Source organism: Curtobacterium sp. A7_M15, from assembly GCF_030705415.1.
Taxonomy (GTDB): Bacteria; Actinomycetota; Actinomycetes; order Actinomycetales; family Microbacteriaceae; genus Curtobacterium.
In genome coordinates this window covers 56,192-78,207 of the sequence record NZ_JAUZED010000003.1, presented here as the reverse complement: position 1 = coordinate 78,207, position 22,016 = coordinate 56,192, and the positions used below count along the sequence as shown (strand labels likewise).

The window sequence follows — 22,016 nt, the reverse complement described above, 5'->3', positions numbered from 1 at the left end:
CTCCCCGTGGCTGCAACGGCCACCGACACGCGGCCAACGGCGGCCGCAGGAAGAGGGACACCCATGACGCAGCGAGTGGTCATCGTCGGCAGTGGACCGATCGGCGCGACGTTCGCCCGCCGCATCCTCGAGGGCGACGACGGAGCGACCGTGCTCATGGTCGAGCTCGGCCCCCAGCTCACCGAGCGACCCGGCATGAACCTGCGGAACGTCGCCGACGCCTCGGAGCGCGACGCCGCACGGACCGCGGCGCAGGGCCCGCAGGCGAACGGCGGAGTGCAGGCGCTCGCCGGGCACATCGTCCAGGAGGGCACGATCACGGCCCGCCACGGCACCCACCTCGTCGACTTCGGCGGTCCGGGCTCCGGTCACGCGCCGTCGTTCCCCGCCGCCGCCCTCGCCACATGCGTCGGCGGACAGGGGGCGCACTGGACCTGCGCCACCCCCGAGCCGCGCTACTCCGAGCGGATCGTGTTCATCCCGGACGACGAGTGGGACGCGCACCTCCGCGACGCCGAGGCACTGCTGCACGTTACCCACACGGCGTTCCAGGACTCACCGATCGGGCGCGCGATCAACGCCCGTCTCACGGACACCTTCGCGGACGAGTTCCCCGCGGACAGCGCGCCGTCCATCCTGCCGGTAGCCGCCGACGAGCGTCCGGACGGCACCGTGTACTGGGCCGGCACCGACACCGTGCTCGGACCGCTGACCGACGCGGACGGCCCGTTCGCTGACCGCTTCGAGCTCCGCGCGGGCACCCTCGCCCGTCGCGTGCTCCACGACGACGGTACGGCGACCGGCGTCCTCCTCGAGGACGTGGCCACCGGCCGGCGGTACGAGGAGCACGCCGACACGGTGGTCCTCGCCGCCGATGCCTTCCGCACGCCGCAGATCCTCTGGGCGTCCAGCATCCGACCCCGCGCCCTCGGTCACTACCTCACTGAGCACCCCCTGGTCTTCAGCGTCATCGGCCTCGCCGAGGAGACGATGCGCCGCTACGCCACGACCGAGGACCTCGAGCGGGAGCTCGCCCGTCGGGCGCTGAACCCCGCCGACCCGGTCTCGGCGGTGAACCGACTGCCGTTCTGGGACCCCGACCACCCGTTCGCCGGGCAGTTCATGTACACCGACCGCACGCCGTTCCCGCTCGCCGAGGGGTCGCCGTGGGCGGGGAACGCGTGGGGCTACGTCACGGCCGGCTACGGGATGCGCAAGCTCCCGCGGTACGAGGACGCCGTCACCTTCAGCGACACCGGGACCGACTATCTCGGCATGCCGACGATGACCGTCGACTACGCGCTCACCGAGCACGAGGAGCGCGAGATCGAGCAGGCGAAGCAGTACCTGACGCGCGCAGCCGAGTCGCTCGGCGGGTTCGTCCCCGGCGGCGAGCCGCGGCTGATGCCCGCCGGCACGAGCCTGCACTACCAGGGCACGCTGCGCGCGGGTGCGGTCGACGACGGCACGAGTGTCTGCGACTCGTGGTCCCGCGTCTGGGGCACCCGGAACCTCATCGTCGGCGGCAACGGGGTCATCCCGACCGCGACCGCCGCGAACCCGACGCTCACGAGCGTCGCCCTCGCCGTCCGCGCCGCCGACCGGCTCCTCGCCGAGAAGACGGCCGAGCACGCCGCGACGTCCGACCACGCGGTCGCCGTCGGCGCCTGACGGCAGGGCCCGGAGACGTCCGGCCCCGGCCGGACCCGCACCACCAGCGCCACTCCACCACCCGCTCCACCACCACCCGAACCGAGCCGGTCCCCGCTACCATCGCGGAACCGGGACCCCACAACGATGTGCAGGGAGATCCCAATGGCCACCACCTCCGACCCCACGAGCGTCGCCGCCGGCAGCGCTCCGATCGACGCCGCCACCGCGCCACCGGCGTTGCCGCTCCACGTCCGCATGGCGTACGGCCTCGGCGACGTCGCCAGCCAGTTCGTCTGGACCATAACCAGCTCGTACCTGGCGCTGTTCTACACCGACGCCGTCGGGTTCCCCGCGGCCTCCGTCGCCGCGCTCATGCTCATCGCCCGCGTCTTCGACGCCGTGATCGACCCGTTCATCGGCGCGATGGCGGAACGGACCCGGACCCGGTGGGGTCGGTTCCGCCCGTGGATCCTATTCGGCATGTTGCCCCTCGCGGTGCTCGTCGTCCTCGCCTTCACCGCACCGTTCGGCGACGGGACCCTCGGCTTCGTGTTCGCCGTGGTGACCTACGGACTGCTCGGCGCGCTGTACTCCGCGGTGAACGTGCCGTACGGCGCGCTGTCCGCCGTGATGAGCGAGCGGACTGCGGACCGTGTCTCGCTCAACTCGTGGCGCATGGTCGGCACGAACCTCGGCGGCATCACGCTGTCGCTGATCATCCTGCCGATGGTCGTGTTCTTCTCCGGCGTCGGTGACGGCCACACCCAGACCGTGCACGGGTACACGCTCACGGCCGCGGTCTTCGCGGTCGCGTCGATCCCGCTGTTCTTCGCGGTGTTCAAGACGAGCAAGGAGATCGTCAGCCCGGAGCGCGGCGCGGGCATCAGCCTCCGGAGCACCGCCCGCGTCGTGTTCACGAACGGCCCGCTCATGCTGCTCTTCGTGACGCTGCTGTTCTCGCTGATGAGCCTGTTCGGTCGGCTGTCCGTCGTCCTGTACTACTACATCTACAACGTCGGGAACTTCGGGCTCGTGTCCATCCTGATGGCCCTCGCCCCGGCTTCGACGATCGTCGGCATCCTGCTGTTCGCTCCGCTCGGTCGACGCTTCGGCAAGCGCAACATGCTCATCGTGTCGCTCGCGGCGCAGGCGGCCACGCTTGGCGTCCTGTACTTCGTGGACTACCGCAACGCAGCGGTCGTCATCATCGTCACCGTCCTCTACGGCCTCAGCAGTTTCGCGATCCCGCTCTCGCTCGCGATGGTCGCCGACTGCGTCGACTACGCCGACGACCGCACCGGCATCCGCAGCGACGGCACCTCGTACGCCCTGACCAGCTTCGCCACGAAGCTCGCCAGCGCGATCGGCGGGGCTGCAGGGCTCGCACTCCTCGGGGCCTTCGGCTACGTCGCCAACCGCCCGCAGACCTCCGAGGCACTCGAGGGGATCGACCTGGTCGTCAACGTCCTCCCCGCGATCGCCGCCGCGCTCGCCATCGTGCCGATGCTCTTCTACCGCCTCAACGAGCGCGAGTACGCCGAGATCCGGAACCGTCTCGACACCCGCTCGCTCCAGGTGCCGAAGGGCGTCTGAACCACCGGAGGACGCGCGGCCCGCCCGGGTCGTGCGTCCTCCCGCACGCGACCACACGACCGCCACCGTCCTGCGCGGGCCTCACCGCGCCTCCCGAGAAGGAGCTCACCATCGCCGAGCCAGCAGTCCGCGTCGCCGTCATCGGCACCGGCATGATCGCCGCCGTGCACGTCCGGGCAGCCCGTGCCGCGGGCGCCGAGGTGCTCGGCGTCCTCGGTCGGACGGTCGACCGGTCCCGGAAAGCCGCCGCGGCCCTCGGTCTGCCGACCGGGTACGCGTCGCTCGACGAGCTCCTCGCCGCACGGCCGGACGTGGTCCACGTCTGCAGCCCGAACGACCAGCACCACGCGCACGCGCTCGCGGTCATCGCCGCCGGCGCACACGTCGTCTGCGAGAAGCCGCTCGCGGTCTCCGTCGACGAGGCCGAGGAGCTGGCAGCGGCCGCATCGGCTGCGGGCGTCGTCGCGACCGTGCCCTTCGTCTACCGCTACCACCCGGTCGTCCGCGAGATCCGCGCGCGCATCGTCGACGGTCGGCTCGGACGCGTCCTCGGCGTGCACGGCTCCTACCTGCAGGACTGGATGCACGACGCCGACGTGTCCTCGTGGCGGGTGTCCGCGTCCACCGGGGGGCCGTCCCGCGCGTTCGCCGACATCGGCTCGCACTGGTGCGACCTCGTCGAGTTCGTCACCGGGGAGCGTTTCACCGCCGTGTCCGCGCACACGGACGTCGTCCACGAGGCCCGTCCCGCCGGCGGCGCCCCGTCGTTCGGTGCGGACCGGCCAGGAGGCGCGGCGCACCTCCCACGGGTCACCGTCACCACCGAGGACACCGCGGTCGCGACCTTCCGCACCGGACGCGGTCGGCTCGCCAACGTCGTCGTGTCGCAGGTTGCCGCCGGCCGTAAGAACCGGCTCTGGTTCGAGGTGGACGGTTCCGTCTCCTCGGCGGTCTTCGACCAGGAGCAGCCGGAGTCCGCGTGGTTCGGCACCGAGACCGGCGCCGAGGTCGTGGTCCGCGACCCGTCCCGCGGAGCACCCGACCAGCGTCGGCTCGGCATCGTGCCCGCCGGACACCCGCAGGGCTACCCGGACGCCTTCGCCGCGTTCGTCGCCGACACCTACCGCGCCGTGGTCACTGGCGTCGTCCCGGAGGACCTGCCGACCTTCGACGACGGCCTCCGCTCCGCCCACATCGTCGACGCCGTGGTGCGTGCGGCGGCCACCGACACCACGACCGCCGTGCACGAGACCCTGGAGACCGTCCGATGACCAGCCCGAACCCCGTCACCCTCTTCACCGGCCAGTGGGTCGACCTCCCGCTCGAGGAGGTCGCGCGGCGCGCCGCCGAGTGGGGGTACGACGGGCTCGAACTCGCCTGCTCCGGCCAGCACCTCGACGTGTGGCGCGCCGCGGAGGACCCGGCGTACCTCGCGGACCGGAAGCGCATCCTCGACGACCATGGTCTGCAGCTGCATGCGATCTCGAACCACCTGACCGGGCAGGCGGTGTGCGACGACCCCATCGACTTCCGCCACCAGGCCATCGTCCGTGACCGCGTCTGGGGCGACGGCGACGCCGAGGGCGTCCGGCAACGCGCGGCCGAGGAGCTCCGGCTGACCGCCCGCGTCGCCCGGGCGCTCGGCGTCGACACGGTCGTCGGCTTCACCGGCTCGGCGATCTGGCCGTACGTGGCGATGTTCCCGCCGGTCCCGGACAGTGTCATCGATGCCGGGTACGAGGACTTCGCCGCCCGGTGGAACCCGATCCTCGACGCGTTCGACGCAGAGGGCGTGCGGTTCGCCCTCGAGGTGCACCCGTCCGAGATCGCCTACGACCACTGGACCAGCGTCCGCGCGCTCGAGGCCATCGACCACCGGCAGGCGTTCGGCTTCAACTGGGACCCGTCGCACATGCTGTGGCAGGGGATCGACCCGGTGTCGTTCATCACCGAATTCGCCGACCGGATCTTCCACGTCGACTGCAAGGACACGCGGTTGCGTCGGCGGAACGGCCGCAACGGGATCCTCTCCTCGCACCTGCCCTGGGGCGACCCGCGCCGGGCGTGGGACTTCGTGTCCACCGGGCACGGGGACGTCCCGTGGGAGGACTCGTTCCGGGCCCTCCGCGTCATCGGCTACATCGGCCCGGTGTCGATCGAGTGGGAGGACGCCGGGACCGACCGGTTCCACGGCGCCGCGGAGGCGGTCGGCTTCGTCCGATCCCTGCTGTGGCCGCTGCCGGCCGGCCGTTTCGACCAGGCATTCGCGCAGAACGTGTGACTGCAACACGCCTGCATGCTGCTCAACCCGTAACGCCCTACAACGTCCGATGGGATATCGGACACTGGTCGGCATGTGCTCGCAGGTCATTGGATATCCGCTGAGTGCCATAAGTCTCCTGGCTTGTGTCGTTATTACGGCTACTCCGCGATCCCTAGGGCGTGTCTTGTAATTGACGACCTGCGTGACGTGTTCCGCGCAGACCACGACGACCAAACCTTCGAGAAGGCGTTCGAGGCGCAGTTCGGCGACGAGCGGTCGATCGAGACCGACAATCTCAAGTGGGCGGCGTGACGAAGCGGCTGCGCTGAGCCGGTCGCGAATTGGCGCTTCTGGGGAACAAGGAGCCCGTAGCCAGTCGGCTGCGGAATCCTGTCGTGACGGAGACGCGCGCGACCTACGCAGTCGCCTTGTCGATGCGGTCGTATGCAGCGCGCACGAGAGCGGTTACGTCGGCGCCTGCATGAGCGACGTCGCGCACGAGGATCGCTGACGAGTTTGTGTGCTCGACGCGACGGCCGAGCGACTGCGTCTGGTCGCGGTCGAGTTCGCGGACCCAGATCAGGTCGTATGTGGCAGCGTCGAAGAGCAGGAACAGCGCGGCGTCGAACTCCCACGAGCGCACGGCCGAGAAGTTCTGTGTGCGCTTGTCGTCGGCGCGCACCGTGCGTGCCTTGACCTGGATGCGCCGGCCGTCGTCAGCAATGAGGTCATAGCTCTTCTCGGAGTTCGGCGCGAGCGATCCGCCGTAGGCGCGCATGGCGAGGCTCTCCGCGAGGTCTCCGAGCGGGGATTTCCTCGTCCGGACGAGGCCGCGGCGCCTGAGCTCGTCGAGGATCGCGACGTAGCTTGCGAGCAGTTCGCGGATCGATAGGTCCGCCGGATCGAACGGCGGCCACGGCACAGCTGCCGGTACAGTCATCGCTGCAGCCTACGAGCGACGTCGAATTGAACGACGGGACTCTCGCACCCGAATGGCAGCGAGGCCTCGTCGTTGGTCGGGCCAGGGGCGCGATCAGTATCCGTAGGTGGTTGACGGTGCGGAGGCGGCTGCGAGCACGGCAACGACGATGAGGATGACGTAGAGCAGCGTGATCGCGCCGCCGACAATGACCGCTGCGACCGCGAGTCCACGACCACCCTCACCGCGACGCTTGACCTGCGACGAAGCCGAGGATGAATCCGATCAGCGGCGCGACGAACGCGAGCACGAGCGAGATGATCGCGAGGGTGTTGGTCCGCGGCGCGACGGAGGGGGCGGGTGCGTAGGGCTGTGGGGATGGTGTTGACACGGTCGAAGACCGTAACGCACTCGGATTTTCTGTGAGAACCGCCACACAATAGGTCGCCCAGCGTCGACCACAGCGCCCACCTTGCACGTGCCGACGCTGCGGCCGACACCGGGCTTGTATGCGCTTTCACATACTGTCGTCACGCCGCTACGCTCTCGTTGTCCTGATTGCGCGTGCCGCGGACTGCGGTCCAAGCCCTGCTGGCGGGACCTGTGAGCCGAGAGGAAGATCAGTGGGTTTGTTTGGGAAGAAGAGCCGCGATGGGCAGGCTACGGATGCGATGCGTCAGGCAGAGAACATCGCCAAGGGCCGGGGGCTGACCGGGCGGATCGCGAAGACGATGATGGGTGCGGAGAACGCCTCGCGGCTGCAGGACGCGATCACGGCAGCGCAGACTTCACACACCGCAGCAGACCTGGCCGCGTCGGGCGGGACGCAGGTTCCGGCGACGGTGATGAGTGTCGTGGACACGGGGCAGATGGTGAACTTCGACCCGATCGTCGTGATCACCGCGACTGTGCCCGATGGGAGCACCGTGCAGGTGCAGACGCTGGTCTCGAAGCTGCAAATCCCGCGCGCGGGAGACAGCGTCCTGTTGGTCGCCCGCCCCACACAGCCAGGTGCGTACGGGTATCTCGGCGTCGCACCGGCCAGCTGACCGAACATGAGCCAACTGCCAAACACTGCGTTCGAGGCGAAGCGACTCGCAGCACCGCGAGCAGTGCTGCGCGTGGTGCCCCATGGTGAACGCCCGGACGTGCTCCCATCCGATTCCGGCGCGTTCGTCGGACCCGGTACCTCGCCCGTGGGTATGGTCCTCAAACCGGTACTCATGGTGGCCGTGACCGTCGCGTTCGTCTGGATCGTGACGGTGAACGCGTGGGACGACGAAGGGTTCTTTCCCTGGTTCTGGAACCCCGTCTGGGTCGTGTTCCCCTGGGTTTTCCTGACCCCGTTGTGGGTCGGGTTCCTTCGCTCCCTCGCCCGGAAACCCGCGAACGACCGTTTCCGCAAGTCGTACCGGACGCTCCGCAGCACGACGGCGGCAACGGTTGGGCGTGTCGTCGACGTGCGACTGACCCGGGCGGACTCCGGGGGAATCGCTGACTACGTCGTCGCCGTGGACACCCCGGGCGGCGACCTCGTCGTTGGGCGGATCGCACCGTCCGCGACCTTCGCCCCGCACGAAGCCCCCGAACCGGGCGACACGGTGCACGTGTGGCGCATGCCCGACGGCTGGACGCTCGTACAAGCCGCACGCGGCCGGCAACGACCCGCAGCAACATCCAAGGCTGACGCGTTCTCTCTCGCAGCGGAACTCGAGCAGCTCGCCGAACTCCACAGCCGCGGCGACCTCACCGACGAACAATTCGACCAAGCCAATACCCGGCTGCTGAGCCGGTAGCCCGGATGACAGGGCTCCACGACGGTGCACCATCGTGAGCTGCATGCGACCAATTTGGCCAATCCGCTCGCGCCACCCGGCCCGCAATGACACGTCCTTGGCGACATCGAGAGTATCGGGGACTGTCATCCCTGCTGCCGCGCGTATCTGATTCGGGAAGCTCCCCCTGAAACCTCTTCACGCGCGCGTGGCGGCCGAGGAGATATGGCACCGACGGTTCGGGTTCCGGCAGTGCCAAGAGGCGAGGAGACTGCCCACCCCAGGGCCGTTTCCTCCTCCACGCTCTGGGGGCCCAGCCATCAGGTGCGCAGGACGCTCCTGATCACGCCGGGGCAGCACCAGGGGCCGGAGGCCGAAGTCGGTCAGTGACGCGTTTGGCTGTGATGCTGGTGGGGTGTCTCGGTTCCAGTTGCTCTCGGACGACCAGTTCGCGGTGATCGCTGACCTGCTGCCCGGCCCCACGGGCCGGAAGGGGCGACCGTTCGCGGACGCACGAAGCATGGTCGAGGGCATCATCTACCGGTACCGGACCGGGATCGCGTGGCGAGACCTGCCGCGCACGTTCGGTCCCTGGCAGACGGTCTGGGCCTGGCACCGACGGCTCGCCGGGGACGGCACCTGGGACGTCGTGCTCGACCGGCTCCTCAGCGCAGCGGACGCCGCCGGGCAGGTGGACTGGTCGGTGTCAGGGGACTCCACGATCGCTCGTGCGCATCAGCACGCGACGAACATCACCCGCACCACAGGGGGCTTCGTCGAATTACACGGAACCGGGACTCGAGCCGCCTGATCACGGGTTCGGTCGCTCCCGCGGCGGGTTGTCCACGAAGGTGCACCAGCTCGTCGACGGCCGCGGCCTGCCGTTGGTGACGCTGGTCACGCCCGGGCAGGCGGGTGATTCACCGATGCTGCTGCCCCTGCTGGCTGAGCTGCGCGTGACCCGCCCGGTCGGCAGCCCGCGCACCCGGCCGGAGAAGGTTCGCGGCGACAAGGCGTAATCGTCCCGAGCGATCCGGCAGCATCTGCGCGGCCGCGGGATCGAGGCGGTGATCCCGGAACCCCGTGACCAGCGAGGACACCGGAAGCGGCGTGGCTCACGGGGCGGCAGACCCGTCTCCTACGACCCGGTCGACTACAAGCAGCGCAACGTGATCGAGCGCGGCTTCTGCCGATTGAAGCAGTGGCGGGGCCTGTCGACCAGGTACGACAAACTCGCGATCGTCTACCGCGCCGCGGTCGTCCTCAACGCCGTCATCGCCTGGCTACGCCATTTACAAGACACGCTCTAGTCGGCCAGAGCCGACGCGATCACCTGGATGGAGGCGCGGGTGGCGTCCTGGATAGTTGGTTGCTCGCCCCTCGCCCACGCTTCGATCGCAACCGTGAGCGTCGCGGTCGTTGCCGCGGCGAGTGCGGCGGCGGCGATGCGGTCCAGCTGGGGACGTCGGGCGGAGAACTCGGCTGCGAGGACATCCTGGGCGGCGCGGCCGGCTCCGAGCCACGCCGTCCGGAGCGGTGCGGTGTCGACGATGACGCGGAGAAGCCGCCGATGCCACTCCAAGTCGCCGTCGTTCATTGAGACGGACTCGACGAAGCCTTCGATGACCGCCTCCACGAGGGGCCGCTCGCCGTGATTTTGGATGCGCGCCAGGAGCTGCGCCGGGCCAGAACCGAGCTCGAAGGTGATCGCCTCGTCCTTACTGCGGCAGTACCGGTAGAAGGTGCGCATCGACACGCCAGCCCGTTTGGCAATCTGCTCCACGGTCGTGGCCTCGTACCCCTGCAACTCGAAGAGCTCGGCGGCGGCGCGCTCTACATCACGACGAGTCGCCTTGCGACGGCGTTCGCGCAGCGGCATGGACGAGGAGTCCGCAAGCAAGGGCACCGCTCCAGTATGACCTGTGTCGATTCGGCATACACGGACAAAGTGGCAGACTGTGCCAAGTCCAGAGACCCCGAACTCGAAGGAGAGAGACATGTCCGAAGTATCGTTCGACGGCCGCGTAGCGATCGTCACCGGAGCCGGCGGCGGGTTGGGCCGAGCCCACGCCCTCGAACTCGCCCGCCGCGGAGCGAAGGTCGTGATCAACGACCTCGGCGGCGACATCAGCGGCACCAATGGAGGAACCGCGATGGCCGACCAGGTCGTCGCCGAGATTACGGCCGCGGGCGGTGAGGCGGTGTCGAACTACGACTCCGTCGCAACGCCCGAGGGTGGAGCCGCCATCGTGAAGACCGCGGTCGACGCCTTCGGAAAGGTCGACATCCTGGTCAACAACGCCGGCAACATCCGGAATGCGCCGTTCACCGACCTCACCCCGGAAGCCGTCGACGCGCTGCTCGCCGTCCACGTCAAGGGTGCGTTCTACGTGACCCAGCCCGCGTTCGAGAACATGCGCGAGCACGGCTACGGGCGCATCGTGTTCACCTCCTCCGCAGCGGGCCTGTTCGGTTCCATACAGCAGGCGAACTACGCCGCCGCGAAGGGCGCCGTCTTCGGGCTCGCGAACGTGGTCGCGCTCGAGGGGCGCCCGCACGGCATCCTCGCCAACACCATCCTCCCGGCCGCCGACAGCCGGATGGCTGCCGACATGAACCCGGAGCAGTTCGCCGGCATGCCCACCACCCCGGCCCACGGCGAGCCCGAGATGATCACCGCGATGGTCGCCTACCTCGCCAGCGAACTGAACACCTCCACCCATGAGCTCTACTCGATCGCCCGAGGCCGCTACGCCCGTGTCTTCATGGGCGTCGGACAGGGCTGGCACGTCAAGGTCGATGAGCCCGTCGCGACCCCGGACGACGTCGCCGCACACATCGACCAAATCCGGAACCTCGACGGCTACGCCGTCCCCGGATCGATGATCGAAGAGTTCGCGCTGGTGAAGTGATGACTGACACCACCACCAACGAAACGTCCGCCGCGCCGCGCCGCTACGTCGTCACTGGTGCCGCGTCCGGCATCGGCAAGGCCACCAAGGACCTCCTGGAGTCCCAGGGCCACCGGGTTGTCGGAGTCGACCTCCGTGGCAGCGACATCGACGCGGACCTCTCCACCGGAACCGGTCGCGCCGTCCTCGTTCCCGCCGTCACCGCAGCGGTCGGGGACACCATCGACGGCGTCATCGCCGTCGCCGGCGTCGCCATGCCGACGAGCCTGACGGTGAAGGTGAACTACTTCGGTGCGATCGCGACGCTCGAGCAGCTCCACCCGCTCCTGGTCCGTTCGGACGCGCCACGCGCCGCGGTCGTCGCGTCGTTCTCAGCCCTGCAGGACAACGACCCCAACCTCATCAACCTGCTCCGCGGGGGCGACGAAGCTGCGGCCGTGGAACGCGCGGACACGATCGCGGGGAACGGGCGTGGTGACCTCATCTACGCCTCGACCAAGCGAGCGATCGCGGAGTGGGTCCGCCTGGCCTCAATTACGCTCGAATGGGCCAGCGCGGGGATCCCGCTCAACGCAGTCGGACCCGGTGTGATCCTGACCCCGATGACCGAGGAGCTCCTCCGGACCCCGGAGGGCCGCGAGGGGCTCCTCGCAGCCGTTCCGATGCCCCTCAACGGCCCAGCACCCGCGGCCAAGATCGCACAGACACTCGCATGGCTTACCGACGCGGACAACACCCACATCACCGGTCAAGTGCTGTTCGTCGACGGCGGCGCCGACGCGACCATCCGAGGCCCACGCGTCTTCGGCTGACCCGCAATGTTGGGGCGTCCCCGTCACGACGCCCCAGCACTGCAGGCCCCGATAGACAATCAGCGGTTCAAGGGGTCGTTGCAAAGGGTGGGTGTTTCGGGTTCGAGAGTAGCTGCTCGAAGGCTTCTGCTGGGGTGCGGTGGTCGAGGGTTTTGCGGGGTCGTCCGTTGAGTTCGGCGGCGACTTCGAGGAGCCGTTCCGGGGTGTGGACGCTGAGGTCGGTGGGCTTCGGGAGGGCGAGCTGTTCTTCGCCTCCTCGAACGACCTCACCACCCAGTTCGACTACTCCGGTGACCCGGAACTCGTCGTCATCGACATGACCAGGTCGCACGTGTGGGACGCCTCCACCGTCGCAGCCCTCGACGGCATCGAGACGAAGTACCACCAGCACGGCAAGCGCGTCGAAATCCGCGGCATGAACGACGCCAGCCAGGCCTTCCACGGCCGCCTCGCCGGCAACCTCGGCACCGGTCACTGAAAGCCCCTCCACCTCCGCCCGGCCCCAACTCTGGGGCACCGAGTGAACGGGGGAGCACCGGGGTCGGCGTCCCCCTTTCCGCCGGCCCTCGCGGGCACCGTCATGTCGTCCACGGACGGTGCCCGCACCTCAGCACCCATGAGGAGCCAGCAGTGACCAAAGCACCCACCATCCACGACGTCGCCGCAGCCGCCCACGTCTCCCACCAGACCGTCTCCCGCGTCCTCAACGGCGCCACCAACGTCCGCCCCACCACGAGGGCACGCGTCGAACACGCCATCCACGCCCTCGAATACGTCCGAGACGACCAAGCCGCAGCACTCGCCCGACGTCCAAGACGACAAAGCGACGGCTAACCGACCGTCCCAGTGGTGACCGGCGAGCAGAGTCGAAGCAACGACTACCGAGCGTCGAGGTGCGCCAGCCCAGCGGCAATCGCATCATCAGCGGTCAGCCTGCCCGCGGCGACTCGCTGATTCAGCTCGCGCAACACCGGGTCAACCACCTCGTGCCCAGCCAGTCCCAGTGCAGCGTCCGCGAATCGCAGCCGACGCTCCGCCTCACCGGTATCGCACAAGAAGAGCAAGTAGCAAGCGCCGCAACGCGGTGGCTCACTGGCGAGAATCCGGGAAGCGGGTTCTCGCCAGTGCTTTGTTCAGGCGATCTCCGCCCCTGCGCCTGCAGCTACTGCTGCGTCGGCTTCAGCTTCGGTGGCTGAATCTGCGAGTTGGGGGGCCGAACGGCTGGCGGCCGCTGTACGTTCGCGGGCTGGATGCCGAATTGACCGTCTGGCTCTCGGGCCTTGTCTGTCATGAATCGGGCTGCGAGTTCGTCGGCGGCTGGATGCGCGAGCTGGACGGGCGGACCGAAGGACGGAACTGCACGTGCGCGGCCTGCATGCCACGCTCGGTGACCCGAGAAGTGGCGAGTTGCGACTTCGCGTACTTCGCCGTCACGAACTTGCCAGTGATCGAGCTTCGCGATGAACCGCCGCTGCTCTTGCTGCTCTTCGCCATGCTGCGCCTCCTCGTAGCATTATTACCTGGAGAGGGGTCCGATGCCTACAAGTGCGCTGGGGGTTGCCTTCTACGTCTTCGCCCTCTTCCCGGGGGTCGCGTTCATCTTCGCCCGCGAAGGGCACCAGCCCGCGGTCAAGCGGTCCGCGCTTCGTGAGACTGCAACGTTGGTCTTCATCAGTGCCATCTGTGACGCGCTTGTCGCGATCGCCGTCGCGGTTGTGTCCATCTGGTGGGTGCAGCTTCGCGACCGGCTTCACGAGGTCGTCATCGGGGACCTCAGTTGGGCGCAGAGCAACGTGGCGCCGTCGATCTTCATCGCGGTCGGCGCAGCAGCGATCGCTACGCTGCTCGGCTACTTCCTCGGTTCACAGTGGGCGGACCAACACCGACTCAGCTTGATCTGGAACTCCGCGATCCCCCGAAATACCTCAGCCTGGGCCCGACTCTTCAACGATGCGCCGGACGACGCGGTAGTTGACGTGGCTCTGGTGCTGAAGTCAGGTGGATGGGTGAGCGGCACGCTCTACGAGTTCGATAACGACCCCGACCCCCACCCGCACCGGGCCATCGTTCTTACCCAGCCGCGGTACCGACCTGAAGGCAGCGACGAAGCCGTCCCGATCGAAGGTGCTGACTACGTCGTCGTAGAGGCAGGCGAGATTGAACAGCTCCACGCGGCCTTCGTGCAGGTTGAGATCCCGGTCGATACTGACAACTCGTCTGGACACAGCGAGAGCGCTTAGCAGGACTGCAGGCGTTCGCGTCGCGTAACGCGGCGGCCATTCACTGTCTCGATAGCCGATCGGCTACCGAACGGAGTCCCGGCCGTCACCCAACAAGAGCGAGCTCGAGCTTGCGAACTTCGTTGTTTAGGAGCGATTCAAGGACGCCCCGATCGAGTTCGCGTCATAGTTCCGGTACCGTCAGGGCTGCACTGCTCAGGTCTCTCAGCGATGCGGCGCCGTCCGCAACAACGAGTCCTTCGTTGACGCGAACTTCCAGGTCGACTAGACCGTCGCTGTTCCCAGCAGCATCAACCCGCACGGTGACGCGGTCAACGGAGTAGGCGTCATCCAGCGATTGTGTGACCCCACGATGGCGATCAAGGGTGGTGCGGGTGACTTCACCCGCATGACGGCGTAGTAGGCGCCGACGACGAGTGCGACGACACCGACTTGGACAAACAGCATGATGCTTCCTAGCGGTTGATTTGGTTGGTGAGTCGATCCCAGTTCCCGGACGCGATCGCGGTCTTGTCGGCGTCGGTGATGTCGGTTGCCTCCAGGAACTGCCGGGCGCCGGCTTTTGAAGCTGCTTCGAACGGGTAGTCGGTGGAGAACAGCACCCGATCGGCGCCGGCAACGTCGATCGCCCACCGCAGGTACCGGTCGCTGAGAATGCCGCTGGGGGCGACGTAGAGGTTGTTGCGGAAGTACTCGATGAGGGGCCGCTGCAGGTGGGCGACGTCGGCGAGATGCTGGATGCGTTCCAGGAAGAACAGCACGAGTTCTCCCCAGTGGCCGACGATGATCTGCAGGTCGGGGAATCGATCGAAAACACCGGCGACGATCATGCGGAGGAACTGCACGCCGGCGTCGTAGTGCCAGCCGACGCCGAAGGTCGCGAAACCTGCGTTGACGGCGGGGTTGAATCCGGCGTAGTACGCCTCCCGCACCGCGATCGGTGGGGATTGCGGGTGCAGGTGTAGCGGCGCTTTGAGAGCGGCGGCGCGTTCGTAGATGGGCCAGAAGTCCTGGTGATCCATGTTCTTGTCCCCGGTGCGGCCGAAGACCATGGCGCCGTTGAAGCCCAGCGTGCGGATGGTGCGTTCCAGTTCATCCGCCGCGGCAATCGGGTTGGCCGTGGCGAGGGTGGCAAGCCCTTGGAACCGGTCGGGTCGGCTGGCGACGACCTCCGCGAGGCGGTCGTTCGACGCCGTCTGCAGCGAGACCGCTTCGACGGCGGGGAGGTTCTGCACCCCGGGGGTAGTTAGGGACAGGACCTGCACGTCCAGTCCGGTGGCGTCCATTGCGGCGATCCGTTCCTCACCGAGCTCGAGCAGGCGCCAGCTTGTTTCCCCCTCCGACGCCGGACGGAACGCAAGATCCCGGTTCGCCGGATCGAGCTGTCGGTTGGCGGCGAGGACGTCGGGCGTGACGAAGTGCTCTTCGAGACCGGTCAGTTTCATGACTGCTGGAGCGCGGGGACGAAGATGTCCTCGCTGGTCAGGAGGGACTTCGACAGGCCCTGCTCGTAGTGGTATCGGAGGAACGTGTCCACGGCCGTGCGGTTCTTCTCGAGCCCGTAGGGCCACCAGTCCTCGCCGAGGAGGGCGCGGTTCTCGGCGAACAGCTGGCTGAACCAGGGGGTGATCACGGACATGTGCTGCTTGGCGGCGTTGCTGCGGTAGTGGTCCTCAACCTGGTCTTTCGCCGCCAGGTACGCCTTGTAAATCGCTTCCACGAGCCCGGGTTCCTGGGCGAGCTCCTTACGGATGGCGATGACGTGCATCATGGGGAAGATGCCGGTGCGGGCGTAGTAGTCACGCTCCACGGCCTCGTAATCCGGGAACAGCCGGCGGATTTTCGTCGAGCCCTCCAGGACGGCCTTGGGCACATCGACCGAGATCAGCGCGTCGATCTCACCGGACTCCAGCATCGAGGACAGCGTCTGCCCATCGGCTGCATGTCGAACATCGACGCCCTCCGGGACCGGCTGCGGGATCCAACCGAAGGACGGGATCGGGAAATCGGTACCACCGATGACCCACTTGCACGACGCCGGGTCGACTCCGAAGTCGTCGGAGAGGATGCCCTTTGGCCACACGCCGGCATCGTGGCCGTACAGCGCGAACTCGCCGATGGTCTTGCCGACGAGATCCTCGGGCTTGGTGATGCCCGCGTCGACGTTGACGTAAATGGCCGAGTGGCGGAAGTTCCGGTTCGGGAAGATCGGCAGGGCCAGGAACGGGGACTCCTCGGTGTCCCAGCTGCGCAGGAAGTACGTCAGTCCGTACTCGGCGACGTCGTACTGCCCCTGCGCCATCTTGTAGAACGTGTCCGAGATCAGCGGGGAGGAGTCGAACGTGGCATCGACACCATCGATGGTGACGCGGCCGTCGAAAAGGGCCTCGGTGTGCTCGTAGCGGTAGCCGCCGACGCGCAGAGTGCGGTTGGTCATGGGTTCGTCTCCTCTGAGTTGCTGCCATCAGATCGCATCCGTGAACGATCATTCACGGTTAGAATGGGCCCCTAACAAACGCCTGTCAAGACGAACGGGTATTCATTTTGGATCGGAGACGAGAGATGCCGAAGATCACCCAAGCGCGACGAGACGCCAACCGCGCCGTCATCGTCGCGGCTGCGCGACACTGCTTCTCCCGCGACGGCTTTCATCAGACCTCCATGCCCGACATCGCCGCGGCAGCAGGCCTGTCCACCGGCGCGACGTACCGCTACTTCACGAGCAAAGAGGAGATCATCCTCGAAATCGCTGGCGATGCGTTCCGGATGATCTTCGAGCCCGTCCTGCGTCTTTTGGAGCTGGATCAGCCAGCAGGGATCGACGACCTGGTCACCGCCGCAGTTGAACCGATGGAGCGTTCAACGGAACGAGACGCGGCCGGAGTGGTGATCCCCCCCGGGGAGCTTCTTCGATGCGCGGTGCAAGCATGGGCCGAGCTGCTTCGCAATGACGAGCTCCGTGACACAGCCAACCAAGGGTTCGAAGCCGTCCGCAGCCGCATGAGCACAGCGCTGCGGCAAGGACAAGCAGCCGGCACCGTGCCCACCGAACTGGATGCTGATCGGAGCACCCGCGTTGTCATGGCACTCCTCCACGGCTTCGTGCTGCAACGAGCCGCCTTCGGCCTCGACGACACCGCAGGGTTCATCCAAGACGTTCGAGACGTCCTCGAGGTACGAACAGGTTCACCGCGATAGCGTCCCGATAGCCGACCGGCTATCGGACATGCGAAGCAGGTGGCCACCCCTCGCAAAAGTGACGCGGCGCGCCAGTTTGCTGTGAGTTAGGTGCGGAGAACAGGCATCCTTGAGAGGGAAACAGCGAGGATGCCTCGACGCGTCAACCAGCGGTTGCTACTCGCTCGCGTCGAGATCAGGGGTGCCCATGTGGCGAGAGCTGTCAACGGAGGAGTTTCGGAACGCTTTCCGAAATCAGCTGGCCGATGACTTCGAAGGTCATGCGCTGCAGCCGTTTCTTGTGAGCGAGGACCAAGACTTTAAGGTGCGTTCACGATCGAGACGCATCGGAACCGCGACGGTGTCCATCAACCGGCTGTCGCCCTTCAAGACGACCTCGTTGCGGTCTCAGTCAGCGGACGTCCTGCACATCGGGTTCGTTCTGCGAGGCAGCTTCGCGATCGAGATCGATCAGGTACCGCTCAGCTCAGTAGCGCCGGTGCCCTACGTGCTGCCGAGCTGGGAAACGATTTCCATCGAGTGCTCCCAACCCGTGCAGGGTATCGACATCGCGGTGACAGCAAGCCGCCTCGCTAGCCGTGGCGTGCGTCTACAGCGCCGCGAATTCGGACTTCTGTCGGCACATTCAGCCATCCCGCTGCGTCTGTTCGCCGCGGCGCTTCTCGACGCGCCCCCGCCGTCGTCGATGAGCGCGATCGATGTCCTTGCCACCGATCGAGCGCTCGACGACCTACTCGTTGGTGCGCTTCTGGCGGAACGGATCGCCACGAACGGCAGCACTGAGTTCGCAGCCGGCCTGCTCTTGCAGGCAACCTCGCACATGAGGGCGTACCACCGCGATCAGGAGCTGACGCCGCAGCTCGTAGCGGAAGCATTGAGCGTCTCGCTCCGTCATCTCCAGCGAGCCTTCGCCGCCGCTGATCTGAGCGTTGCAGTGGTACTTGCCAACTGCCGCGCGGACAGCGCTGCTTTGCTCCTTGCCGGAGCGGTTCCGATGCGGCTCGACGAGGTCGCTTGTCGATCAGGATTCCGGTCGACACATGAGCTCCGCGTTGCCTTCCGGCGCCGGTACGGGGTGCTCCCGTCCGCCTTCACTCCCCGCTGAGACGCCTCCACAGTGCAAGTTTGCGACAGCGCTATGCAAATTCGCGACATGCGCCTTTCGTTTCTATCGTTCCTGAGCGACGGTGACCTTAAGCGGGTCTTTGAGTAGATCCATCGCAAATCAGGTACTCCGTGCATGCGAACAGGTGTGTTTCGTGACGTTGCAAAAACGCGCGCCGTCAGCTCCTCGGATCATGGTACTTGCGGTAACTGGGGAGGGGAAACCATGCAATCTCGGTACTTGAGTCGGCAGGCGCCTCGGACTTTTGAAGCGCGACTGCGGGTGTCCAATGTGACCGCTGCAGGTTGGGGCACGCGATCCACGCTGAACCAACATCTGACTTACTCACCCTTCTGTCAGAACCTGGCCGAACTTGCCATGCCGATCGCACAGCCGTTCCAACGCCACAATTTCGGCTGCGGTTGCTGACTCCACCTTCACGCTGATCATGACGACCTCCCCTGCCGCGGCACCTCTCGGGGGGCCGGTGCGAGGTATCGCTGTCTGCACGGCAGTCGTCGGAGTCGTGGTGCTGAGCCTTGGATCCGCGACGCTCCGTGAGAACGGATCTGGACTCGATCCCTACACCGCGGCCAACATCGGCATAGCGCATCACGTAGGCCTCACCCTCGGGCTCTGCCAGCTCGCCTCCAACGGGGTGCTGTTCTTGATCGTCGTCCTTACCGGGAGGTCTCGCCTCGGCCTCGGCACTGTTCTCAACGCGGTACTGGTGGGGTTCCTGGTGCAGTGGTGGTCTGCGCTCCTGCACCCGGTGCTCACCAGTGCGAACAATGACATCGCTCGACTGGCGATCTTCGTCGCGGCGATCCTGGTGTTCGCGTTCGGGGCGGCGCTGTACCTCGGTGCTGGCCTGGGCGCCTCACCGTACGACGCCGTCGCGCCCGTAATCGTGGATCACACCGGTTGGCGCTATCGACCAGTGCGCATGATGCAGGACATCGTGTTCTTGCTCATCGCAATTGCAACTGGGGGTCCCGTGGGGGTAGGCACCATCGTCACAGCCTTCTTTTCTGGACCGCTCATCGACTTCTTTACACAACGCCTCGTGCGGCCAATTGTCGACCATCGAACCAATCATGCGCACGCCAACACGGCCACGCAAACAGACAGCAAACCGTAAACAAACCAGTCACGCGAAAGGGTTCATCATGAACGAATACGTTGTTGCCTTGACCTTCCCCGACCAGAACGCCTCATTCGAGGCGCTGGCGAAGCTGCGAGAAAGTTCGGGGGAACTGGGCGTGCAGTCTGCCGGCATCCTCGAGCGCAGCGCCGACGGCCAAGTCCGGCTCATCGACGCGGAAGACGATGTCACCGGCAACGCTGCGCTCGGCGGCTCTCTGATCGGCATGCTCGTTGGCGTTCTGGGCGGCCCCATCGGGATTCTGTTGGGGGCAACCGCAGGTGCCGCGACCGGCGCGCTCTTCGATGCCGACCGCCTCGACGCCGGCGATGATGCGCTGACAAAGTTCAGTCGTCTCGTGGCCCCCGGAACAAACGCCGTCGTCGCAGAGACCCGCGAAGAAGACACCGCCGTCCTCAACGGATTCGTTCGCGAGCGCAATGGGAACATCCTCCGCCGACCCGTCGAGGACGTCCTCAGCGAACTCGAGCAGCAGCAAGCGGCTGCCGAAGCCGCGGCAGATGCTGCGCGGAAAGCGGCCCGGGAAGAACGCCATGAGGCGCGTCAACGCACCCGCGCCGAACGCATCGAGACATTGCGTGCAAAGTTCTCACACCACAGCTGACCTACCGCATGCCGCCGCGCGGCCCTCACCAGTTCACGGTTCGAGAAGGGAAACCTCATGCACTGGATCGGTTCGGTATTAACTGAGCACCCCGAGATCGCGGTATTCCTCGCGCTCGGCATTGGATTCTTCGTCGGCAAGTTCAGCTACAAGGGCATCGGCCTGGGGTCGGTCACCGGCACTCTCCTGGCCGGCGTTGTCATCGGGGCCATGCTGGGCCCGGATCTCAACGTCGATCCTGTTGTGAAGCAGATCTTCTTCCTGCTGTTCCTCTTCTCGCTCGGCTACAAGCTCGGCCCCCAGTTCGTGGCCGGCTTGAAGGGGTCGGGCCTGCCGCAGGCGCTGTTCGCGCTGCTGCTGGCGATCGTCGGCTTCGGTACGGCCATCGGGATCAGCACTACGCTCGGATACAACCCTGGACTTGCAGCCGGTCTCGCCGGCGGGGGACTGACGCAGTCGTCCATCATCGGTGTTGCGCAGGACTCCATCGCAGGACTGCCAATCAGCAAGGAGACCGCACAGACGTGGAGCGATCTCGTTCCCGTCGCCTACGCCGTCACCTACATCTTCGGCACGGTCGGCGCAGCGCTCTACGTTTCCCTGTTGGCTCCACGCTTCCTCGGCATCAAAGACCTGCCTGCCGCCGCGAAAGCGCTGGAGACCAAGCTCGGGGTGCACGACAAGAACCCCGACGTCACCAGCGCCTACCAGCAAGTGGTGCGCCGTGCCTACCGACTGCATGACAGTTTCGTCGCGACCACGGTGTCCGCCTTCGAGGCGGAAGCACAGCGACGCTCGGGCGTGGCGCTATTCGTCGCCCGCATCCGCCGCGACGGCACGATCATCGAGCCGACGCTGACCGACCCAGTAGAGCCCGGCGACACCGTCGTCGTGTCCGGGCACCAGACGGGGCTCATCGAAGACCACCTCGACACGGTCGCAGATGAGGTCGACGATCAGGCACTGCTGGACTTCCCGATCGAGGAACTCACCGTTGTCCTGACCAATCGCGAGCTGGACGGGCAGACCGTCGGGCAGCTGCGGCAGGATCCACGCGCGCGGCGGATCTTCCTGCGCAGCATCACTCGTGGTGGTCAGGACGTTCCATTCGGTACGGAGACAACCGTTCACGCTGGCGACGAACTCCGAGCACAAGGACCCCTGCCGCTCCTGGAACAGGGAATCAAGTACGTCGGCTTCCCGGAGCGAACAGACCCGAAGACTGACATGATCACCGTCGCTCTCGGCATCACCGTCGGCGCCATCATCGGAGTTCCCGCCATCACCATCGGGAACGTACCGCTGTCGCTGACGACCAGCGTTGGCGCCTTGATCGTCGGACTGATCCTCGGCTGGCGGCGATCCAAGAGCCCCACTTTCGGGCACGTCCCCGCCGGAGCCCAATGGTTCTTCGAGACCGTCGGGCTGACCGCATTCGTCGCAGTCGTCGGCATCAACGCCGGCCCGGGCTTCGTCGACGGCCTCCGCCAATACGGTCTGCAACTCTTCCTTGCCGGCGTCGCCGTGACGCTCGTGCCGCTGATCGTGATGACCTTCGTCGGCCGATTCGCATTCCGATCGACCGACCCGGTACTCATCCTCGGCATGCTCACCGGCGCCCAAACCACGACCGCAGCAGTCGGAACACTGCAGGAAACCGCGAAGAGCAGCATTCCGCTGCTCGGATTCACCGTCCCGTATGCCATCGGCAACATCGTGCTCAGCATCGGCGGCGCCGTCGTCGTCGCCGTGATGGCTCATTAACACCTCGTCAGGA

At 66.8% G+C, this 22,016-nt stretch carries 21 protein-coding genes and 3 pseudogenes; 17 read left to right on the top strand and 7 right to left on the bottom strand.

Annotated features, from left to right (window positions below; genetic code table 11):
* The first annotated feature begins 63 nt into the window (after positions 1-63).
* The 4 genes from Q7F20_RS01415 to Q7F20_RS01400 all read left to right on the top strand — a co-directional run bounded on the left by Q7F20_RS01415 (position 64) and on the right by Q7F20_RS01400 (position 5,527).
* The gene (locus tag Q7F20_RS01415; protein WP_305738325.1) at positions 64-1,671 is read left to right on the top strand and encodes a GMC oxidoreductase; all 1,608 of its coding nucleotides are present in this window, start codon (positions 64-66) and stop codon (positions 1,669-1,671) included.
* Between the two features lie 144 nt (positions 1,672-1,815).
* Positions 1,816-3,246, top strand: coding sequence for an MFS transporter (locus Q7F20_RS01410; protein WP_305738324.1), 1,431 nt, complete (start codon positions 1,816-1,818; stop codon positions 3,244-3,246).
* 110 nt (positions 3,247-3,356) lie between these two features.
* The gene (locus Q7F20_RS01405) at positions 3,357-4,517 is read left to right on the top strand and encodes a Gfo/Idh/MocA family protein (RefSeq protein ID WP_305738335.1); all 1,161 of its coding nucleotides are present in this window, start codon (positions 3,357-3,359) and stop codon (positions 4,515-4,517) included.
* Entirely contained in the window at positions 4,514-5,527 is a 1,014-nt protein-coding gene (locus Q7F20_RS01400) for a sugar phosphate isomerase/epimerase (RefSeq protein WP_305738323.1), read from the top strand. The genes Q7F20_RS01405 and Q7F20_RS01400 overlap by 4 nt, the downstream gene beginning before the upstream one ends.
* A 397-nt stretch (positions 5,528-5,924) precedes the next feature.
* Here the strand turns inward: Q7F20_RS01400 and Q7F20_RS01395 are convergent, their stop codons facing one another.
* Both Q7F20_RS01395 and Q7F20_RS01390 read right to left on the bottom strand, forming a co-directional pair.
* Entirely contained in the window at positions 5,925-6,449 is a 525-nt protein-coding gene (locus Q7F20_RS01395) for a hypothetical protein (protein ID WP_305738322.1), read from the bottom strand.
* 220 nt (positions 6,450-6,669) lie between these two features.
* Positions 6,670-6,819: a hypothetical protein gene (locus Q7F20_RS01390; protein ID WP_305738321.1), complete on the bottom strand. Its 150-nt coding sequence runs from the start codon at positions 6,817-6,819 to the stop codon at positions 6,670-6,672.
* Between the two features lie 238 nt (positions 6,820-7,057).
* Here Q7F20_RS01390 and Q7F20_RS01385 point away from each other — a divergent pair, with 238 nt between their 5' ends.
* From Q7F20_RS01385 to Q7F20_RS01375, 3 genes and pseudogenes are all read left to right on the top strand, one after another.
* A complete protein-coding gene (locus Q7F20_RS01385; protein ID WP_305738320.1) occupies positions 7,058-7,477 on the top strand; it encodes a hypothetical protein in 420 nt (139 codons plus the stop codon).
* Positions 7,478-7,483: 6 nt separating this feature from the next.
* Positions 7,484-8,224 carry an SHOCT domain-containing protein gene (locus Q7F20_RS01380; RefSeq protein ID WP_305738319.1) on the top strand — a complete coding sequence of 247 codons (741 nt, stop codon included), beginning with the start codon at positions 7,484-7,486 and terminating at the stop codon, positions 8,222-8,224.
* Between the two features lie 394 nt (positions 8,225-8,618).
* Positions 8,619-9,513, top strand: a pseudogene (locus Q7F20_RS01375) (IS5 family transposase).
* Here Q7F20_RS01375 and Q7F20_RS01370 read toward each other — a convergent pair.
* The gene (locus tag Q7F20_RS01370) at positions 9,510-10,109 is read right to left on the bottom strand and encodes a TetR/AcrR family transcriptional regulator (RefSeq protein ID WP_305738318.1); all 600 of its coding nucleotides are present in this window, start codon (positions 10,107-10,109) and stop codon (positions 9,510-9,512) included. The pseudogene Q7F20_RS01375 and the gene Q7F20_RS01370 overlap by 4 nt on opposite strands.
* A 91-nt stretch (positions 10,110-10,200) precedes the next feature.
* Between Q7F20_RS01370 and Q7F20_RS01365 the strand changes: the two genes are divergently transcribed.
* Positions 10,201-11,115, top strand: coding sequence for an SDR family NAD(P)-dependent oxidoreductase (locus Q7F20_RS01365; RefSeq protein WP_305738317.1), 915 nt, complete (start codon positions 10,201-10,203; stop codon positions 11,113-11,115).
* Positions 11,115-11,927 carry an SDR family oxidoreductase gene (locus Q7F20_RS01360; protein WP_305738316.1) on the top strand — a complete coding sequence of 271 codons (813 nt, stop codon included), beginning with the start codon at positions 11,115-11,117 and terminating at the stop codon, positions 11,925-11,927. The genes Q7F20_RS01365 and Q7F20_RS01360 overlap by 1 nt, the downstream gene beginning before the upstream one ends.
* Positions 11,928-11,994: 67 nt before the next feature.
* Here the strand turns inward: Q7F20_RS01360 and Q7F20_RS01355 are convergent.
* Positions 11,995-12,159, bottom strand: a pseudogene (locus Q7F20_RS01355) (IS30 family transposase); the annotation flags it as partial.
* A 3-nt stretch (positions 12,160-12,162) separates the two neighbouring features.
* Here Q7F20_RS01355 and Q7F20_RS01350 point away from each other — a divergent pair.
* Together Q7F20_RS01350 and Q7F20_RS01345 are read left to right on the top strand one after the other, a co-directional pair.
* Positions 12,163-12,405, top strand: a pseudogene (locus Q7F20_RS01350) (STAS domain-containing protein); the annotation flags it as partial.
* Between the two features lie 152 nt (positions 12,406-12,557).
* Entirely contained in the window at positions 12,558-12,761 is a 204-nt protein-coding gene (locus Q7F20_RS01345; protein ID WP_305738315.1) for a LacI family DNA-binding transcriptional regulator, read from the top strand.
* Between the two features lie 453 nt (positions 12,762-13,214).
* On the opposite strand, the gene Q7F20_RS01340 is transcribed toward Q7F20_RS01345, so the two are convergent.
* The gene (locus tag Q7F20_RS01340; RefSeq protein ID WP_305738314.1) at positions 13,215-13,421 is read right to left on the bottom strand and encodes a hypothetical protein; all 207 of its coding nucleotides are present in this window, start codon (positions 13,419-13,421) and stop codon (positions 13,215-13,217) included.
* Positions 13,422-13,462: 41 nt separating this feature from the next.
* Between Q7F20_RS01340 and Q7F20_RS01335 the strand changes: the two genes are divergently transcribed.
* Entirely contained in the window at positions 13,463-14,167 is a 705-nt protein-coding gene (locus Q7F20_RS01335; RefSeq protein WP_305738313.1) for a DUF6338 family protein, read from the top strand.
* 455 nt (positions 14,168-14,622) lie between these two features.
* On the opposite strand, the gene Q7F20_RS01330 is transcribed toward Q7F20_RS01335, so the two are convergent.
* Together Q7F20_RS01330 and Q7F20_RS01325 are read right to left on the bottom strand one after the other, a co-directional pair.
* Entirely contained in the window at positions 14,623-15,612 is a 990-nt protein-coding gene (locus Q7F20_RS01330; RefSeq protein ID WP_305738312.1) for an amidohydrolase family protein, read from the bottom strand.
* Positions 15,609-16,604 carry a hypothetical protein gene (locus tag Q7F20_RS01325; RefSeq protein ID WP_305738311.1) on the bottom strand — a complete coding sequence of 332 codons (996 nt, stop codon included), beginning with the start codon at positions 16,602-16,604 and terminating at the stop codon, positions 15,609-15,611. The genes Q7F20_RS01330 and Q7F20_RS01325 overlap by 4 nt, the downstream gene beginning before the upstream one ends.
* A gap of 125 nt (positions 16,605-16,729) precedes the next feature.
* Between Q7F20_RS01325 and Q7F20_RS01320 the strand changes: the two genes are divergently transcribed.
* The 5 genes from Q7F20_RS01320 to Q7F20_RS01300 all read left to right on the top strand — a co-directional run bounded on the left by Q7F20_RS01320 (position 16,730) and on the right by Q7F20_RS01300 (position 22,003).
* The gene (locus Q7F20_RS01320) at positions 16,730-17,365 is read left to right on the top strand and encodes a TetR/AcrR family transcriptional regulator (protein ID WP_305738310.1); all 636 of its coding nucleotides are present in this window, start codon (positions 16,730-16,732) and stop codon (positions 17,363-17,365) included.
* A gap of 187 nt (positions 17,366-17,552) precedes the next feature.
* Positions 17,553-18,470, top strand: a complete 918-nt coding sequence (locus Q7F20_RS01315) for a helix-turn-helix domain-containing protein (protein ID WP_305738309.1) — start codon at positions 17,553-17,555, stop codon at positions 18,468-18,470.
* Positions 18,471-18,996: 526 nt separating this feature from the next.
* Positions 18,997-19,611: a YitT family protein gene (locus Q7F20_RS01310; RefSeq protein WP_305738308.1), complete on the top strand. Its 615-nt coding sequence runs from the start codon at positions 18,997-18,999 to the stop codon at positions 19,609-19,611.
* Positions 19,612-19,639: 28 nt separating this feature from the next.
* Entirely contained in the window at positions 19,640-20,239 is a 600-nt protein-coding gene (locus Q7F20_RS01305) for a DUF1269 domain-containing protein (RefSeq protein ID WP_305738307.1), read from the top strand.
* A gap of 57 nt (positions 20,240-20,296) precedes the next feature.
* Positions 20,297-22,003, top strand: coding sequence for a hypothetical protein (locus Q7F20_RS01300; RefSeq protein ID WP_305738306.1), 1,707 nt, complete (start codon positions 20,297-20,299; stop codon positions 22,001-22,003).
* Positions 22,004-22,016 lie beyond the last annotated feature (13 nt).

What these genes read in the sequence shown, in the direction of transcription:
- Q7F20_RS01305 (WP_305738307.1), top strand. Translation starts at nt 19,640, where the DNA reads ATGAACGAATACGTTGTTGCCTTGACCTTCCCCGACCAGAACGCCTCA.
- Q7F20_RS01360 (WP_305738316.1), top strand. Translation starts at nt 11,115, where the DNA reads ATGACTGACACCACCACCAACGAAACGTCCGCCGCGCCGCGCCGCTAC.
- Q7F20_RS01330 (WP_305738312.1), bottom strand. Translation starts at nt 15,612, where the DNA reads ATGAAACTGACCGGTCTCGAAGAGCACTTCGTCACGCCCGACGTCCTC.
- Q7F20_RS01415 (WP_305738325.1), top strand. Translation starts at nt 64, where the DNA reads ATGACGCAGCGAGTGGTCATCGTCGGCAGTGGACCGATCGGCGCGACG.
- Q7F20_RS01340 (WP_305738314.1), bottom strand. Translation starts at nt 13,421, where the DNA reads ATGGCGAAGAGCAGCAAGAGCAGCGGCGGTTCATCGCGAAGCTCGATC.
- Q7F20_RS01380 (WP_305738319.1), top strand. Translation starts at nt 7,484, where the DNA reads ATGAGCCAACTGCCAAACACTGCGTTCGAGGCGAAGCGACTCGCAGCA.
- Q7F20_RS01400 (WP_305738323.1), top strand. Translation starts at nt 4,514, where the DNA reads ATGACCAGCCCGAACCCCGTCACCCTCTTCACCGGCCAGTGGGTCGAC.
- Q7F20_RS01320 (WP_305738310.1), top strand. Translation starts at nt 16,730, where the DNA reads ATGCCGAAGATCACCCAAGCGCGACGAGACGCCAACCGCGCCGTCATC.
- Q7F20_RS01395 (WP_305738322.1), bottom strand. Translation starts at nt 6,449, where the DNA reads ATGACTGTACCGGCAGCTGTGCCGTGGCCGCCGTTCGATCCGGCGGAC.
- Q7F20_RS01365 (WP_305738317.1), top strand. Translation starts at nt 10,201, where the DNA reads ATGTCCGAAGTATCGTTCGACGGCCGCGTAGCGATCGTCACCGGAGCC.
- Q7F20_RS01410 (WP_305738324.1), top strand. Translation starts at nt 1,816, where the DNA reads ATGGCCACCACCTCCGACCCCACGAGCGTCGCCGCCGGCAGCGCTCCG.
- Q7F20_RS01315 (WP_305738309.1), top strand. Translation starts at nt 17,553, where the DNA reads ATGTGGCGAGAGCTGTCAACGGAGGAGTTTCGGAACGCTTTCCGAAAT.
- Q7F20_RS01325 (WP_305738311.1), bottom strand. Translation starts at nt 16,604, where the DNA reads ATGACCAACCGCACTCTGCGCGTCGGCGGCTACCGCTACGAGCACACC.
- Q7F20_RS01300 (WP_305738306.1), top strand. Translation starts at nt 20,297, where the DNA reads ATGCACTGGATCGGTTCGGTATTAACTGAGCACCCCGAGATCGCGGTA.
- Q7F20_RS01335 (WP_305738313.1), top strand. Translation starts at nt 13,463, where the DNA reads ATGCCTACAAGTGCGCTGGGGGTTGCCTTCTACGTCTTCGCCCTCTTC.